The sequence below is a fragment of the Bradyrhizobium sp. IC4060 genome (assembly GCF_020193715.1).
Taxonomy (GTDB): domain Bacteria; phylum Pseudomonadota; class Alphaproteobacteria; order Rhizobiales; family Xanthobacteraceae; genus Bradyrhizobium; species Bradyrhizobium yuanmingense.
In genome coordinates, this window is record NZ_JADYVJ010000004.1 from 298,351 (window position 1) to 313,294 (window position 14,944).

Genomic DNA, 14,944 nt, shown 5'->3' on the forward strand with positions numbered 1-14,944 from the left:
GGGGGATACATCCATGAGCAACGACGTCCATCCCGTCGACGAGGTCCTGCCGGTCCCGCGCCTGCTCGCGCTCGGGCTCCAGCACGTGCTGGTGATGTATGCCGGCGCGGTCGCGGTCCCCCTCATCATCGGCCGCGCGCTGAAGCTGCCGCCGGAGGACGTCGCCTTCCTGATCAGCGCCGACCTGTTCGCCTGCGGACTTGTGACGCTGGTCCAGTGCCTCGGCTTCCCCGGCGTCGGCATCCGCCTGCCCGTGATGATGGGCGTGACCTTTGCTTCGGTTGGCCCGATGCTGTCGATGGCGGCTTCACCGGAAATCGGCCTGCTCGGCATCTACGGCTCCGTGATCGCCGCCGGCCTGTTCGGCATCGTCGTTGCGCCGTTCGTCAGCCGGCTGCTGCCGCTGTTTCCTCCCGTCGTCACCGGCACCATCATTCTCATCATCGGCATCTCCCTGATGCGCGTCGGCATCAACTGGGCCGGCGGCGGCCTACCGACGTTGACGAAGGTGGTCGACGGCGTTCCCGGCAGCTTTCCCAATCCAGCCTATGGGCAATTGCAGGGGCTCGGCATCTCGCTGTTCGTGCTGCTCGTCATCCTCGGCCTGATCAAATGGGGCAGCGGGTTTCTCGCCAACGTGGCCGTGCTGCTCGGCATCATCGCCGGCGCGGTGCTCGCGAGCATTCTGGGCGTGATGCATTTCGACAAGGTCGCCGCCGCCTCCTGGGGCGCACTCGTGCTTCCCTTCCGCTTCGGCATGCCGCAATTCCACCTGGTGCCTGTCATCACCATGTGCATCGTCATGATCGTGGTGATGATCGAATCGCTCGGTATGTTCCTGGCGCTCGGCGAGATCACCGGCAAGGCCGTCGACCGCGAAGCCCTGAGCCGCGGCTTGCGCGCCGACGGGCTCGGCACGCTGCTCGGCGGCATCTTCAACACGTTTCCCTATACCTCGTTTTCGCAGAACGTCGGCCTCGTCTCGGTCACGGCCGTGCGCTCGCGCTGGGTGACGGTGACGGGCGGCTGCATCCTGCTCGTGCTCGGGCTCTTGCCGAAGCTCGCTGCGCTGGTGGAGGCGGTGCCGCTGGTCGTGCTCGGCGGCGCCGGCCTCGTGATGTTCGGCATGGTGGCGGCCACCGGCGCACGCATCCTGGCCTCGGTCGATTTCCGCAACAACCGCTACAATCTGTTCATTGTCGCGATCTCGATCAGCTTTGGACTGATACCGCTCGTTGCTCCCGGTTTTTTCCGCAATCTGCCGCACGATCTGCACCCGCTGCTGGAGTCCGGCATTCTGCTCTGCGCGGTCGTGTCGGTGCTGCTCAATGCCTTCTTCAACGGATTGAGCGGTGGCGCTGCCGCGGAGGCCGACGCGGCGTCAGCCGCCGCATCGGCACAGCATGTCTAAAGCGCGATGCGACTAGGATGAATCGTCATCGCGCTTTAGGTTATTGTTTTGAGCATGATCTTGTCGGAAAACCGCTACGCACTTTTCCGGATCGTGCTCTAGCTGCCGCGATAGGTCGAGTAACTCCAGGGCGTGACCAGCAGCGGCACGTGGTAATGGCTTTCCGGCTCGCTGATCGCAAAGCGCAGCGGGATCTCGTCGAGGAACGGCGGATCGGACAGCGGCACGTTGCGCGCGGCGTAATATTTCGCGACGCTGAAGCGCAGCTCGTAGCGGCCGATCGGCAGCGGACGGCCGCCGATCAGCGGCTGGTCGGTGCGGCCATCGGCATTGGTCACCGTGCGCGCGATGACGCGGTTCTCGCCAAGGCTCGCGAGCTCCACGAGCTCGATCGGGATGCTAGGTGCGGGCTTGCCGATCTGGTTGTCCAGCACATGGGTCGAGAGCCGGCCGTGCACCTTCAGCCTGTCGTCGGCGGCGACCAGCTGGTCGAGCCGCAGCGCCGAGATGCGGCCGATCTCCTCGATCGCACGCCTTATCTCGGTCTTGGCGATGTTGAGCAGCCGCGCCTCGAAGTCGCGCAGCACGGAATCCTTGGTGTGACGGCGCACACAGACGATGTAGGGAAAGCCGAACTTGTCGCGGTAGGCGTTGTTGGCCCGCTCGAACGCGGAATATTCGGCATCCGACAGCCGGTCGAGCCCGGCGCTGTTCTGCTCGTCGGTCGATTCCGCGGTGAGGCCCGCGGCGCGCTGCGTCTTGTTGGCGAGATCGGGATGCGCCCGGATCAGCGCCAGCTGCACGTCAGGCTCGGCACTCTGGATCGCGGCCATCAGCGCGGCGTGCAGCTCGTTGATGCCGGCGAACGGCCGCTTTGCCGCGAGCTGCTCGGCGATCCACGGCGAATATTCGACGACGTTGGCGAGCGCCGCGACGAAGTCGGCCGTGCTTGCAGCGTTGAGATCGGCGAGTGAAATCTGCGACATCATCTCACCCGATCTCGAATGCGTCGGCGGCAAGATGGGCGTGCTTCTCGTGCCAGTGCTGCGCGATCTGAAGCCGCGTCGGCACCCAGACGCGCTCGTGCTTGCCGATATAGTCGAGGAAGCGGATCAAGCCCGCTGCGCGGCCGGGCCGGCCCGCGAGGCGGCAATGCAGACCGACCGACATCATTTTTGGCGCGGTTTCGCTTTCCGCATAGAGCACGTCGAAGGCGTCCTTCAGATAGGTGTAGAACTGCTCGCCCTCGGCAAACCCCTGCGGGTTGATGAACCGCATGTCGTTGGCATCGAGCGTATAGGGAATGATGAGCTGCTTGCCGCTGGCGCCCTTGACCCAATAGGGCAGATCGTCGGCATAGGAGTCGCAGAGATAGAGGAAGCCGCCCTCCTCCATCAGCAGACGGTTGGTGTTGATCGAGGAGCGCCCGGTGTACCAGCCGAGCGGACGTGCGCCGGTCGCCTCGGTATGCACGCGGATGGCCTCGGCGATCTCGGCGCGCTCCTGCGCCTCGGTCATGTCCTTGTGCTCGATCCATTTCAGGCTGTGGCTGGCGATATCCCAGCCCGCCTCCTTCATCGCAGCGACAATCTCGGGATTGCGCTTGAGCGCGGTGGCGACGCCGAACACCGTGGTCGGCCAGCTCCGCTCGTTGAACATCCGCCACAGCCGCCAGAAGCCGGCGCGCGAGCCATATTCGAACATGGATTCGATGTTGGCGTGGCGCTGGCCGGGCCAGGGCTGCGCGCCGAGCACGTCGGACAGGAAGGCTTCCGAGGCGCGGTCGCCGTGCAGGATGTTGTTCTCGCCACCCTCCTCGAAATTGACGACGAACTGCACCGCGATCCGCGCGTCACCAGGCCATTGCGGATGCGGCGGGTTGCGGCCGTAGCCGCGGAGATCGCGCGGATAGCGGGGCTCGGTCACTCAGACTTCCTCGAAGCGGATCGGCAGCGCGCCCTTCCACAGCACGCTCTTGCCCAGCGTTGCGAGGTTCTCCAGGCCCGAGGTCAGCGTGATGAAATGGTTGCCGGCGAGCTGGCCCATCTTGCTCGCGAAGTGCACGCCGCCATAGGCCAGCAGGATCTCGGTTTCGCTGATGCCGCCGGGATAGAGGATGATCTGGCCGGGGGCGGGATAGCTGGTGTGGTTCTCGTAGCCGACGCCGAAGTCGAGGTCGCCGAGCGGCATCCACACGCCCTCGCCGCTCCAGCGCACATGGATGATGTGGCTTTCGAACGGCAGCGCCTTGCGGAAGGCGGCGACGGTTTTGGGCGCCGCCTGCTCCTCGAAACGGGCATCGAAGGTGAAATCGCCGGCGCGGATAACGAGTTTGCTCATCTCATCTCTCTGGATCGGGGGCGATGCGCGCCCCACGGGGAACTTTCAGCAAAAAGCACTCCCGACGGTTTCGCGCAAGTGGCGCGGGAGGCTCTCGTATAAGTTGGGGCACGCCACCCGGCCTGGCCGATCGCCTGAAAGCTCGTTGCCATTGAACCGGATTGCAGGAGGTGAGTCCACCGGCAGAATTGCCGGGCAAAGGGGTGCCGGCGCGGATGCGCTGCGTCCGGGGCACGAGAGCTGAGCGTGGTGCTGCGTTCGGAACGACGAAGATGAGGCGATGGTGCGTTCTCCGAGTAACACTGTCATTCCCCGCCTTGTACGCAATCGCGCACTGGAGCGGGGAATCCAGTACGCCGCGGCCTCTCGATTCAATCACTGGCGTCTCGGAGTACTGGATCGCCCGGTCAAGCCGGGCGATGACACCGAATGTGTGACGCAGACGTGCGTACTCGGCCTCGCGGCTGCTTCGCCCGAGCTTTGCTTCGTCTCGCCGCCCTCATAGCCAAGAGGGCGCAGGGAAGGCCGGGTGCCGGCGGCACCCGCGGTCCACTGCGCTAGAGCACACGCAGGAAGAACCGCACAGCAGCATACAGGTGAAGCCCAACACACGGCCTTCCCTGCGCGATGGTCGGACGGCTTATGCCGCGCTCTCCCGGGAGCCGAGTTCCCTCTGGCCTCCCTCGCTCCCACGAAAGTCGCCGGCACCGCGCCGGTTGACGCCAATGCCGCATTCGCCAGAGCTTGACCGTAGCAACGACGGCCAGGACCACACGGTTTTGCCGTACGCGCGGTCCGTTGGCGCCGCAGGGTTCGACGGCGTTGTGCACGTTACCATCGAAATGCCGGCGCGACGAACCTGACAGCGCCGCTCGTCCGTACGAAGCCTCGGGGCTCACGGAGAGCAATCCGCCCTGCCCTCAGCTCTCGTACACGACGCTGCCGCGTCCACCGCAAGCCCGGCTCGCGACAATGACGACCTCATGATCGCCCCTCGAGATTGAGCCGGGATGGGCGACACATACGATATTTCCGAATTTCGGTAAAGCGGAATATTTTCGCGCGAGCGGGTTGACAGCGCCGCGACACACCTCGGTCCCGTAGCCTGGATGGAGCGCCAGCGTAATCCGGGACAGCGCAAGATGCCGAGCGCGCAGCCCCGGATTACGCTTTCGCTCCATCCGGGCTACGAGAGACGAGATTGAGCTCGTCGAGACCTGGAGCGCTCAGTACGGTGCGTAACGATAGCCCGGATCGTAGTAGTAGCCGGAACCGCCGTAGTAACCAGGGCCGCCGTAGTAACGCGGGCCATAGCCATAATAATAGCGGTTTTCATAATATTCGCGGCGGCGGCTCTCGGCGATCGCGCCTCCGATCAGACCTGCGGCCATGCCCATGAAGGCGAGACCCGCGGCATTCGGCCCGCGTCGATAGTAACGACGCCGGTGTGCGCTGAAATCGGTGACGTCGGAGGCAGCCTGGCCGGCAACGGCCGCCTTGACAGCCGGGCTCCCGGCCGACGCCGCTGCGGACGGGGATGCGGAAGCCGCAATCAGGGCGAGGCCAGCGAGCGCGACCACGATCGTGTTGCGGCCGGCTGCGGAAATCACGGGTCCAATACTCATGTTCGAATTTCCTCTGTTCTCGCCCAAAGAAACATAAGCAAAGGATCTATAATCCGCAAACCACTGAAATGGTTTCATGATCGCGGCGATCTGCCACGCTTTGAACGATTGTAAATCCCGAACGATCCGACCCAGCTTGAACCAGCCAACCTGAGCGGTTAATGAACAGCCGCGCCGTTTTCGGCCGCCGTAAGCGTTTACGTGAACCAACGCATCAACCGACGCCGTCGGGATCGATGCCATTTTCCAGGTTCAACGTGATCGACGCGTCCTTTTCCTAGAGAAACCAGATGATCGTGGTTCGCAAACTGCCGGCGCGCTATGCGCCGATCGTGATGCCATTCGTGCTGTCCACCCTCATGACGGCGGTGGTATCGGTCATTTCGACGCTGCGGAGCCTGGGGGCAACGCCGGCGTTCCTGGCGACCTGGCCGGGCGCCTGGGGACTGTCCTGGCTCGTCGCCTTCCCGATCCTGCTCCTGGTGCTGCCGCTGGTCCGCCGGATCGTGGCCTGGCTCGTCGAGGCGCCACCCGGCCGGTAACCTCGCCTACGACAGCGCCCCCAGCACGCCTCTCGTCGCCTTGTCGATCTCCTCGACATAGCGGCGGCGGGCGAAGCTCTCGGTGAGGAAGCCGACCACCTTGCGGCTGTCGGTGGAATCGACCACCGCCAGCATCTCAGCCTCGGCTTCGTCGAACACCGCCATCGCCGACTTCACGTTCATTTCCGGGATCAGCACGATATCGATCAGCCGGGCGAGCTCGATCACCTGGATGTCGTCGGCGATAGTGTCGAGATCGCTGGAGAACAAATCAGGCAGCAGGACGAGGCCGATATATTCGTCCGCATTGTTGACGATGACGATTCCCGGCCGCGAGCCGAGCGCGAACTCGCGGCGCGCGGCGGCAATCGTCGTGGTCGAGGGCACCTTGCCGACGTCCGAGCGCATCAGGCGCTCGACCGTGAGATTGCGTAGCCAGCCGACGTCGTTGGCGCTGCGGATGGTCTCGCCGCGCAGATGCAGGCGCCAGGTCGAGAAGGAGTGGCCGAACATGAAGCGCACGCAGATCGAGGTCACGATGCAGCCGGCCAGCACCACGGCGGTGACGTCGACGTTACGTGTCATCTCGAGCACGAGGAACGACATCGTGAGGGGGCCGCCGACGATGGCGACGCCGAGCGTCGCCATGCCCGTCAACATCGCCACCAGCGGATCGATCGCGAAGTTCGGGCTGATGAGCAGCAGCACCGCGGCAAAGAACTTTCCGATCAGGCTGCCGACGAATAGCGAGGCGAAGAACAGGCCGCCGCGGAAGCCAGAGGCGAGCGAGATCAGGCAGGCCGTCACCTTCAAGGCGATGATCAGCGCGATCAGGCCGATCGTCATGTCGTGGAAGAGATCGAGCACCATGGCGCCATGGCCGGCCGCGAGAACCTGCGGCGTGATGATGGCGAACCCGCCGACGATGAGCCCGCCGATCACAGGACGCAGCCAGACCGGCATCCAGGCGAACAGGCGTTCGAACATCGGCGAGGAGCGCATCACGGCGATGCCGACGCCGCTGGTGATGAGGGCGAGCCCGATCAGTGCCAGATATTGCTCGACGCCGACGGCGCTGACCTTCGGTATCTCCAGCGAGTATGGCGCGCCGCCCAGCCATTGCGCGGTCAAGGCGCCCGCGAGGGAGGCGGCGAGGATCGGCGCGGCACTGCCTACGGCATAGACGCCGACGATCAGCTCGCAGGCATAGAAGGCGCCGGTGATTGGCGCGCCGAACGCCGCCGCGATCGCCGCCGCGGCCCCGCAGCCGACCATCAGGCGCAGATCGTTGCGGCGGAGATTGAAGAATTTGCCGATCAGCGAGGCGATGCCCGAACCGATCTGGGTGTAGCCCGCCTCGAGGCCGACGGAGGCGCCGCAGCCGTTCGAGATCAGGGTCTGGCCTGCGACCACCCCGCTGTCGCGCATCGACAGATTGCCGCCCCGCAGCGCGTTCGCCTCGATCGGATCGACCGCGTTCGATATCTTCATGCGCCGCCGCGACCATTCCATGATTCCGAGCGCCAGCCCGCCGAGCGCAGGCGCGATCAGTGCCGCCCATGGGCTGACGCTCGCGTGGGCCGACAGGTGGACGTCAATGGGAATGCCGTAGATCACGACATGCGCGATCTGCGCGATGTGGGCCATCAGCGTCACGACCGCGCCCGCGAGCGTGCCGATCACGAGCGCCAGCGGGATCAGGTAGAACTCGTTGCTGCGCAGCAGGGCGCGCAGCCGAACCATGGTGCGGTTCGTCTTCTTGCGATCGACGAGATGTTTGATCCGCACTAACACCGTTTGGCCCGCCCTACTCTTCGGACAGGCCGTAGCCGGCCATGCGCTGACGGACCCGCTCGATTTCCTCGCTCGGGAGCAGCGGCGGTTCTCCGATCTGCAGACAGCCGTGATATTGCCGCGCCAGCGTCTCGACCTCGACCGCCAGCCACATCGCCTTGTCCAGGGTCTTGCCGATCGCGATCATGCCGTGATGATCGAGCAGGCAGGCGAGCCGGCCCTCCAGCGCCCGCACCGCATGCTCGGACAGCTCCGCCGTTCCGAACGTCGCGTAGGGCGCGCAGCGGATGCTGTCGCCGCCCGCCGCCGCGATCATGTAATGCACGGGCGGGATCTCCATCCCCATGATCGCCAGGATGGTGCAATAGGTCGGATGGGCATGCACGACGGCGTTGACGTCGGGCCGCGACTTCAGGATGTCGCGATGAAAGCGCCATTCGCTCGACGGCTTCTGGTCGGGCGCGTGCGAGCCGTCCATGGCCATGAAGACGATCTGGTCCGGACGCATGGCCTCATAGGGCACGCTGGTCGGCGTGACCAAGAGGCCGTCCACATGCCGGACGCTGATATTGCCCGATGTGCCCTGGTTGATGCCGAGCGCGTTCATGCGCCGGCAGGCGTCGATAATGGCCTGTCTCTTGCCGAGCTCGTCCGCTGTCATCGACATGTCGATTTCCTGTCGAGGGCTTATTGGACCGAGTTACGTCAAAGCAACATGACAGTGCAAGCGAAAGCGTCCCGGATCCCGTGACACTCCGGCCGAACGGGATAGCGACAGGTTAACAGATTGTCGCAGCTACTGGGGCAGGCCGATCCGGACCGCCGCGACCCCGTTGATGACGAACTGCACGGAATAGGCGGCGAGCAGCATGCCGAGGACGCGCGAGAGCAATAACAAAAGTTAAGGCTGGTGCGGAGGCAATGAGATCGAACGGTGCAATCGCAAAGCAACCATTCCCGACGATTGCCGTTTCACTGTGCATCGATACACGAACAGAAGCAGCCGAAGCAATTGCACGAGCCCCGTTCCAGAATTGATCCGTACGATCCCGTTGCCTGCAGCCGTTGGGCGCTTCAATTGGGGACAAACGTCAGAGAGCTCAAGGCGGCGATTCATCAATTCGGCAGCGCAGCGGATGCCGTGGCGTACGGCCTTCAGCAGTGGCGGCGTAGCGCCTCGCGCGGGCAGTGGCAGGGGCGCAGCGGCGCACCCCAGGTCGGCATCCTCTCCGATTCCATGGTCGCGCGCGGCGAACAGCTCGCCGCGGTTTCGATGGTCTGCGTCAATGCGATCGGCCTCGTCGCCGGCGCCGTGCCACGGATTCTGCCCGCGGCGCCGGAGGCTGACATCGATGCCTATCTGGACGGGCTCGACGGCCTCTTCGTCGGCGGCGGACAGACCAACGTCCATCCGTCCCGCTATGGACAAACGGTCGACGAGAAGCGTGACGGCCCGTTCGACGAATTCCGCGACGAGGTCGCGCTGCGCCTCATTCCGCGGGCGCTGGCGCGGGGCATCCCCGCTCTGTTCATCTGTCGCGGCTTCCAGGAGTTGAACGTCGCTTTCGGCGGCACGCTGGCGAAAGAGCCCGACGATTTGCCCGAGGAGCAGCGCCATGGCACGCCCGACGCGGACAACGAGGATGCCCGCTATCGGCTGCGGCAGAAGGTGGGCTTGCGCAAGGGCGGCATCCTGCAGCAGATCTGCGGCGCGGATTCGATCATGGTGAATTCGCTGCACAGCTTCCTGATCGCCGATCTCGCACCGGGTCTCGTCTCGGAGGCCGTCGCCGACGACGGCTCAATCGAGGCTGCCAGCGTCGAGGGCGCCAGCGCTTTTGCGCTCGGCACGCTTTTTCACCCCGATTACTGGGCGAGCTCCGATCACGCCTCAGCGCGCATTCTGTCAGCCTTCGGCGACGCGGTTCGCCGCCACGCCGGGGCGCAGGGGGCGGCCTAGGCCATGCACCGCTACCGCTTCGGCATCGAGGAGGAATATTTTCTGGTCAACCGCCAGTCCGCGGCGCCGCGATCCGAACTGCCCAAGGCCTACATGGCCGCTGCGCAGAAGCGCCTCGGCGAGCGGCTGACCACCGAAATCCTGCAATCGCAGATCGAGGTGGCGACCCCGCCGCTGACGTCTTCGGCCGATGCGCTGGCCGAACTCGCGCATTATCGCACGGTGCTCACCGAGGTCGGCAAGGACCACGGCGTCGGCATCATCGCGGCCGGCACACACCCGCTGGCGCAGCCGCAGCAGCAGCGCATGACGCGCAAGCGCCGCTACAGCAAGGTCATCAGCGATCTCGGGATGGTCGGCCTCGGCAACCCGATCAGCGGACTGCACGTCCATGTCGAGGTGCCCGAGCCCGATTTGCGCGTCGAGATCATGCACCGCCTGGTGCCGTTCCTGCCGCTGCTGCTGGCGCTCTCGACCTCCTCGCCGTTCTGGTGCGGCTACCCGACGGGATTGCTTGGCTACCGCAATGCCGCCAACGACGCCCTGCCCCGGACCGGCTTTCCCGAGATGTTTCGGAACCTTGCCGAATACGAGACCTACGTGAAGACCTTGGTCGATGCCGGCATCGTCCCCAACGCCACCTATGTCTGGTGGGCGTTGCGGCCCTCGCTGCAGCATCCGACGCTCGAGCTGCGCATCACCGATTGCTGCACGGCGATTGCGGATTCGGTGGCGATCGCGGCGCTGTTCCGCGCGCTGGTCCGCCACGCCGTCCACCATCCCGAGCTGAACGCCACCTATTCGGCCGTGCACCGCGCGCTGGTCGAGGAGAACCGCTGGCGCGCCCAGCGCTACGGAACCGACGGCACCTATATCGACCTGGTGTCGTTCGAGCCGGTCTCGTTCAGAAGCTGGCTCGATGCAGTGATCGCCATAGTGGCACCCCACGTCGATCATCTCGGCATCGAAGACGACATCCAGCATCTGAGGTCGATCCCCAAGCGCGGCACGTCGGCCCACCTTCAGCTCGAATATTTTCGCGGCCTGCGCAAGTTCGGCCGCTCGCCGCGGGAAGCAATCAGAGACGTGACGAAATGGCTGCGGACCTCCACCGAAGCCGGAGACTTCACCGCCCGGGGCGGCGAGCCGAAGGCGCCCGCCGTGCGGCAACCGCTCTCCGACCTGGTCTGACGTCGCCGGCTGCGGTCGCATGGAACGAGGTTTCGGCCGCCGACTTAGCTCAGCGTGACAGCAATGGACAATCGTGGAGACCAATCATGAGCGACAGCGGCATTAGCATGCTCCTGGGCCACGCCTCGGCCCAGATGCTTTGGCTCTGGTTCATCGGCGCGTTCGTGCTCGGCGGGGCGCTTGTTTACGGGGTGATGAAGGCGGGCAACTTGCGCCGCAGCGAGCGTGCGCAGCTCGATCGCAACACCGAGGCACGGCAGCGCCAGGAAGATCCCTACAAGCGCCCGACCTGAGCCTTCGCCGGTTGCAGTTTGGAACTTTCGTTCATGGGGCGGCTTTGATCGCCTGAGGATTGAGGAGGGCGAGGCCTTCCCGTGTTACCTCATGAGGAGGACGTATGGCTAAACGAGCGAAGAAACGCACCACAAAGAAGTCCGCGGCCAAGAAGACCGCGGCGCGCCGGCCGCGTCAGGCGCCGAAGATGCTCAGCGACCTGTTTCTGGAGACGCTGAAGGACATCTATTTCGCCGAAAACAAGATCATCAAGACCTTGCCCAAGATGGCCAAGGCCGCGAATTCCAAGGAGCTTGCAGCCGCCTTCAACAAGCATTTGCGCGAGACCCAGGGTCAGGTCAAACGGCTCGACCAGATCTTCAAGATGCTGGGCAAGCCGGCCCGCGGCAAGCCCTGCGAGGCCATCAACGGCATCACCGATGAAGGCGCCGAGATCATGAAGGACTTCAAGGGAGCCCCGGCACTCGACGCAGGCATCCTCGCTGCCGCCCAGGCGGTCGAGCACTACGAGATCTCCCGCTACGGCACGCTGCGTACCTGGGCCGAGGAGCTCGGCATGCAGGACGCCGCAAGGCTGCTCCAGGAGACGCTGGACGAGGAAGAGGCGACCGATCAGACGCTGACCGAGCTCGCCACCTCCGTGATCAACCTCGAAGCGGAAGAAGAGTACCGCGCGGCGGCCTGACCCCGCGCTCTGCCAATGAACGGAACGTCGCGGCCACATGCCGCGGCGTTCGCTTGTCTTGATCGCACGGCGCATGGCACATCAGCGCCACTGCACTGGATTTCCGTACTGGATTTCCTTGGAACCGGCCCCATATGCAGGCTTTCTCACCCCAGAGCCCGCATCATGCAACCCAAAAATCCCCTCGACTGGATGCTGTCCGAAGCCCTGGATTCGCTGACCCGCGCCGATCGGCTGCGCCAGCAGTTCGGCCGCCAGGAAGCCTGCTGGGAGCCGCCGATCGACGTGCTCGAGACCGAGCGTGAGCTCCTGATCCTGGTCGCGCTTCCCGGCGTCAATCCGGACAATGTCGAGACCGTCATCCATGACGGCGTGCTCGTCATCTCGGGTCAGCGCACCCTCCCGCCGGAGCTTCGCAACGCCCGCATCCATCGGCTCGAGCTGCCGCAAGGGCGTTTTGAGCGCCGCATTGCATTGCCCCTCGGCCGTTACGCCATCAGCCGCTTCGTGATGGACGGCTGCGTCGCACTGCGCCTCGCGAAATCCTGAGGTCGATCATGGCCACCGAACAGATGAACAACGAACAAAGCAATAACGACGTGAAGATCCCCGACGACGCGCTGATCATCGTCCCCGTGCGCGAGATGGTGCTGTTTCCCGGCGCGATCGCGCCGATCACGATCGGCCGGGCGAAGTCCATTGCCGCCGCGCAGCAGGCGCTGCGCGAGCAGCGGCCGATTGGCATCGTCCTGCAGCGCAGCCCCGAGACCAATGACCCCGGGCCGGACGACCTCTACAGGGTCGCAACCATTGCCAACATCGTGCGCTACATCACCGCGCCCGACGGCACCCATCACATCGTCTGCCAGGGCGTGCAGCGCGCGCGCATCCTCGACTTCCTGCCGGGGACGCCGTTCCCGGCCGCGCGCTTCCAGCAGATCCCCGAGCCGGCCACGACCTCGCCCGAGATCGAGGCCCGCGCGCTGAACCTGCAGCGCCAGGCCATCGAGGCGATCGAGCTGCTGCCGCAGGCGCCGCCCGAGCTCGCCGCGATGTTCCAGGGCACCAGCGCGCCCGGCGCGCTGGCGGATCTGGCAACCTCGTTCATGGACATCAAGCCGCAGGACAAGCAGGAGGTGCTGGAGACCATCGACCTCGCGCTCCGCGTCGAGAAGGTGTCGAAGCACCTGGCCGAGCGGCTGGAGGTGCTGCGCATCAGCAACGAAATCGGCCAGCAGACCAAGGCCTCCTTCGACGAGCGGCAGCGCGAGGCGATCCTGCGCGAGCAGATGGCGACGATCCAGCGCCAGCTGGGCGAAGGCGACGGCAAGCAGGCCGAGGTCGCCGAGCTGACGGCTGCGATCGCCAAGGCCAACATGCCGCCGGAGGCGGAAGCGCATGCCAAGAAGGAGCTGCGCCGCTACGAGCGCATGCCGGAGGCCGCCGGCGAGGCCGGCATGGTCCGCACCTATCTGGACTGGCTGATCGAGCTGCCCTGGGCGCTGCCCGCGGAGAAGCCGATCGACATCAAGGAGGCGCGAGCCATCCTGGATGCCGATCATTTCGGCCTGGAGAAGATCAAGAGCCGGATCATCGAATATCTGGCGGTGCGCAAGCTCGCCCCCCAGGGCAAGGCGCCGATCCTTTGCTTCGTCGGCCCGCCCGGCGTCGGCAAGACCTCGCTCGGCCAATCCATCGCGCGCGCGATGGATCGCCCTTTCGTGCGCGTCAGCCTCGGCGGCGTGCATGACGAGGCCGAGATCCGCGGTCACCGCCGCACCTATATCGGCGCGTTGCCCGGCAACATCATCCAGGGCATCAAGAAGGCGGGCGCGCGGAATTGCGTCATGATGCTGGACGAGATCGACAAGATGGGCCGTGGCATGCAGGGCGATCCGTCCGCCGCGATGCTGGAGGTGCTCGACCCCGAGCAGAACGGGACGTTCCGGGACAATTACCTCGGCGTGCCCTTCGACCTGTCGCGCGTCGTGTTCATCGCGACCGCCAACATGCTCGACCAGATCCCGGGTCCGCTGCTGGACCGCATGGAGCTGATCAGCCTCGCCGGCTACACCGAGGACGAGAAGCTGGAGATCGCGCGGCGCTATCTGGTGCGGCGGCAGCTGGAGGCCAACGGCCTCTCGGCCGAGCAGGCCGAGATCGAGCCGGAAGCCTTGAAGCTGATCGTCAAGGGCTACACCCGCGAGGCTGGCGTGCGTAACCTCGAGCGCGAGATCGGCAAGGTGCTCCGCCATGCCGCGGTGCAGGTCGCCGAAGGCACGGCCGCGAAGGTCGTGGTGACGGCAAAGGACATCACCACCGTGCTCGGCCAGCCGCGCTTCGAGGGCGAGATCGCACTGCGCACCAGCGTTCCGGGCGTTGCCACCGGCCTGGCCTGGACGCCGGTCGGCGGTGACATCCTGTTCATCGAAGCCACGCGCGTGCCCGGCAAGGGCGGGCTGATTTTGACCGGCCAGCTCGGCGACGTCATGCGCGAGAGCGTGCAGGCTGCGCTGACGCTGGTGAAGAGCCGGGCCTCTCAGCTCGGCATCGATCCGCAAGCGTTCGAGAAGAGCGACATCCACGTTCACGTCCCCGCGGGCGCAACCCCGAAGGACGGGCCGAGCGCGGGCGTTGCGATGTTCACGGCGCTGACCTCCCTGCTCACCAACCGCACGGTGAGGAGTGACACCGCGATGACCGGCGAGATCTCGCTGCGCGGCCTGGTGCTGCCGGTCGGCGGCATCAAGGAGAAGGTGGTGGCTGCGGCTGCTGCCGGCCTGAAGCGGGTGATGCTGCCGGCGCGCAACAAGCGGGACTATGACGACATCCCGAAGAGCGCGCGGGACACCCTCGAGTTCATCTGGCTGGAGCGCGTCGACGAAGCCATCGCCGCGGCGCTCGAGCCGGCTGAAGCCAAGGAAGCGGCGGAGTAAAGGCGATGAAGAAACTGCTGGAAAGAGCGAAGCGGTCGCGGAAGACGCAGCGGCTGCGCCAATTGCTCGATCGCGCGATCGACCGGATTCGCGATGGGCTCGCAGGACCCGAGCCGCGGCTTCAGCCTGCTACGGTCCGAGTGAAGCGCCGCAAGGGTTGAGCCCT

At 65.4% G+C, this 14,944-nt stretch carries 15 protein-coding genes and 1 pseudogene; 9 read left to right on the forward strand and 7 right to left on the reverse strand.

The annotated features are described in order from the left end of the window. Positions 1-13: 13 nt before the first annotated feature. Positions 14-1,411 (forward strand): nucleobase:cation symporter-2 family protein, encoded by a 1,398-nt coding sequence (locus tag I6F16_RS17415; protein ID WP_225112002.1) that lies wholly within the window; start codon positions 14-16, stop codon positions 1,409-1,411. A 98-nt stretch (positions 1,412-1,509) separates the two neighbouring features. Here the strand turns inward: I6F16_RS17415 and uraD are convergent, their stop codons facing one another. From uraD to I6F16_RS17435, 4 genes are all read right to left on the reverse strand, one after another. Then, a complete protein-coding gene (gene uraD / locus I6F16_RS17420; protein ID WP_057028791.1) occupies positions 1,510-2,397 on the reverse strand; it encodes a 2-oxo-4-hydroxy-4-carboxy-5-ureidoimidazoline decarboxylase in 888 nt (295 codons plus the stop codon). A gap of 4 nt (positions 2,398-2,401) precedes the next feature. Continuing rightward, the gene (gene puuE / locus I6F16_RS17425) at positions 2,402-3,337 is read right to left on the reverse strand and encodes an allantoinase PuuE (protein ID WP_225112003.1); all 936 of its coding nucleotides are present in this window, start codon (positions 3,335-3,337) and stop codon (positions 2,402-2,404) included. Continuing rightward, on the reverse strand, positions 3,338-3,751 hold the full coding sequence (locus tag I6F16_RS17430; RefSeq protein WP_036045261.1) for a DUF3830 family protein: 414 nt from the start codon (positions 3,749-3,751) through the stop codon (positions 3,338-3,340). It abuts the gene before it with no gap. 1,226 nt (positions 3,752-4,977) lie between these two features. Beyond that, on the reverse strand, positions 4,978-5,376 hold the full coding sequence (locus I6F16_RS17435) for a hypothetical protein (protein WP_225112038.1): 399 nt from the start codon (positions 5,374-5,376) through the stop codon (positions 4,978-4,980). Positions 5,377-5,666: 290 nt separating this feature from the next. Here I6F16_RS17435 and I6F16_RS17440 point away from each other — a divergent pair, with 290 nt between their 5' ends. Beyond that, positions 5,667-5,918: a DUF2798 domain-containing protein gene (locus I6F16_RS17440; protein ID WP_057026603.1), complete on the forward strand. Its 252-nt coding sequence runs from the start codon at positions 5,667-5,669 to the stop codon at positions 5,916-5,918. Between the two features lie 6 nt (positions 5,919-5,924). Here I6F16_RS17440 and I6F16_RS17445 read toward each other — a convergent pair whose 3' ends face one another. The 3 genes and pseudogenes from I6F16_RS17445 to I6F16_RS38200 form a co-directional block, all read right to left on the reverse strand. Next, positions 5,925-7,712: a chloride channel protein gene (locus I6F16_RS17445; RefSeq protein WP_128263305.1), complete on the reverse strand. Its 1,788-nt coding sequence runs from the start codon at positions 7,710-7,712 to the stop codon at positions 5,925-5,927. A 13-nt stretch (positions 7,713-7,725) separates the two neighbouring features. Next, on the reverse strand, positions 7,726-8,379 hold the full coding sequence (locus I6F16_RS17450; protein ID WP_225112004.1) for an L-fuculose-phosphate aldolase: 654 nt from the start codon (positions 8,377-8,379) through the stop codon (positions 7,726-7,728). 129 nt (positions 8,380-8,508) lie between these two features. Continuing rightward, positions 8,509-8,604, reverse strand: a pseudogene (locus I6F16_RS38200) (MarC family protein); the annotation flags it as partial. Between the two features lie 249 nt (positions 8,605-8,853). Between I6F16_RS38200 and I6F16_RS17455 the strand changes: the two are divergent. From I6F16_RS17455 to I6F16_RS17485, 7 genes are all read left to right on the forward strand, one after another. Beyond that, entirely contained in the window at positions 8,854-9,672 is an 819-nt protein-coding gene (locus I6F16_RS17455; RefSeq protein ID WP_346656575.1) for a gamma-glutamyl-gamma-aminobutyrate hydrolase family protein, read from the forward strand. Between the two features lie 3 nt (positions 9,673-9,675). Next, a complete protein-coding gene (locus I6F16_RS17460; protein WP_225112006.1) occupies positions 9,676-10,863 on the forward strand; it encodes a carboxylate-amine ligase in 1,188 nt (395 codons plus the stop codon). A gap of 86 nt (positions 10,864-10,949) precedes the next feature. Then, entirely contained in the window at positions 10,950-11,156 is a 207-nt protein-coding gene (locus tag I6F16_RS17465) for a hypothetical protein (RefSeq protein ID WP_036007833.1), read from the forward strand. 104 nt (positions 11,157-11,260) lie between these two features. Further along, positions 11,261-11,842, forward strand: coding sequence for a ferritin-like domain-containing protein (locus I6F16_RS17470; protein WP_225112007.1), 582 nt, complete (start codon positions 11,261-11,263; stop codon positions 11,840-11,842). A 165-nt stretch (positions 11,843-12,007) separates the two neighbouring features. Beyond that, positions 12,008-12,391, forward strand: a complete 384-nt coding sequence (locus I6F16_RS17475) for an Hsp20/alpha crystallin family protein (protein WP_024342525.1) — start codon at positions 12,008-12,010, stop codon at positions 12,389-12,391. A gap of 8 nt (positions 12,392-12,399) precedes the next feature. Further along, the gene (gene lon / locus I6F16_RS17480; RefSeq protein ID WP_225112008.1) at positions 12,400-14,778 is read left to right on the forward strand and encodes an endopeptidase La; all 2,379 of its coding nucleotides are present in this window, start codon (positions 12,400-12,402) and stop codon (positions 14,776-14,778) included. 5 nt (positions 14,779-14,783) lie between these two features. Further along, the gene (locus tag I6F16_RS17485) at positions 14,784-14,939 is read left to right on the forward strand and encodes a hypothetical protein (RefSeq protein ID WP_225112009.1); all 156 of its coding nucleotides are present in this window, start codon (positions 14,784-14,786) and stop codon (positions 14,937-14,939) included. Positions 14,940-14,944 lie beyond the last annotated feature (5 nt).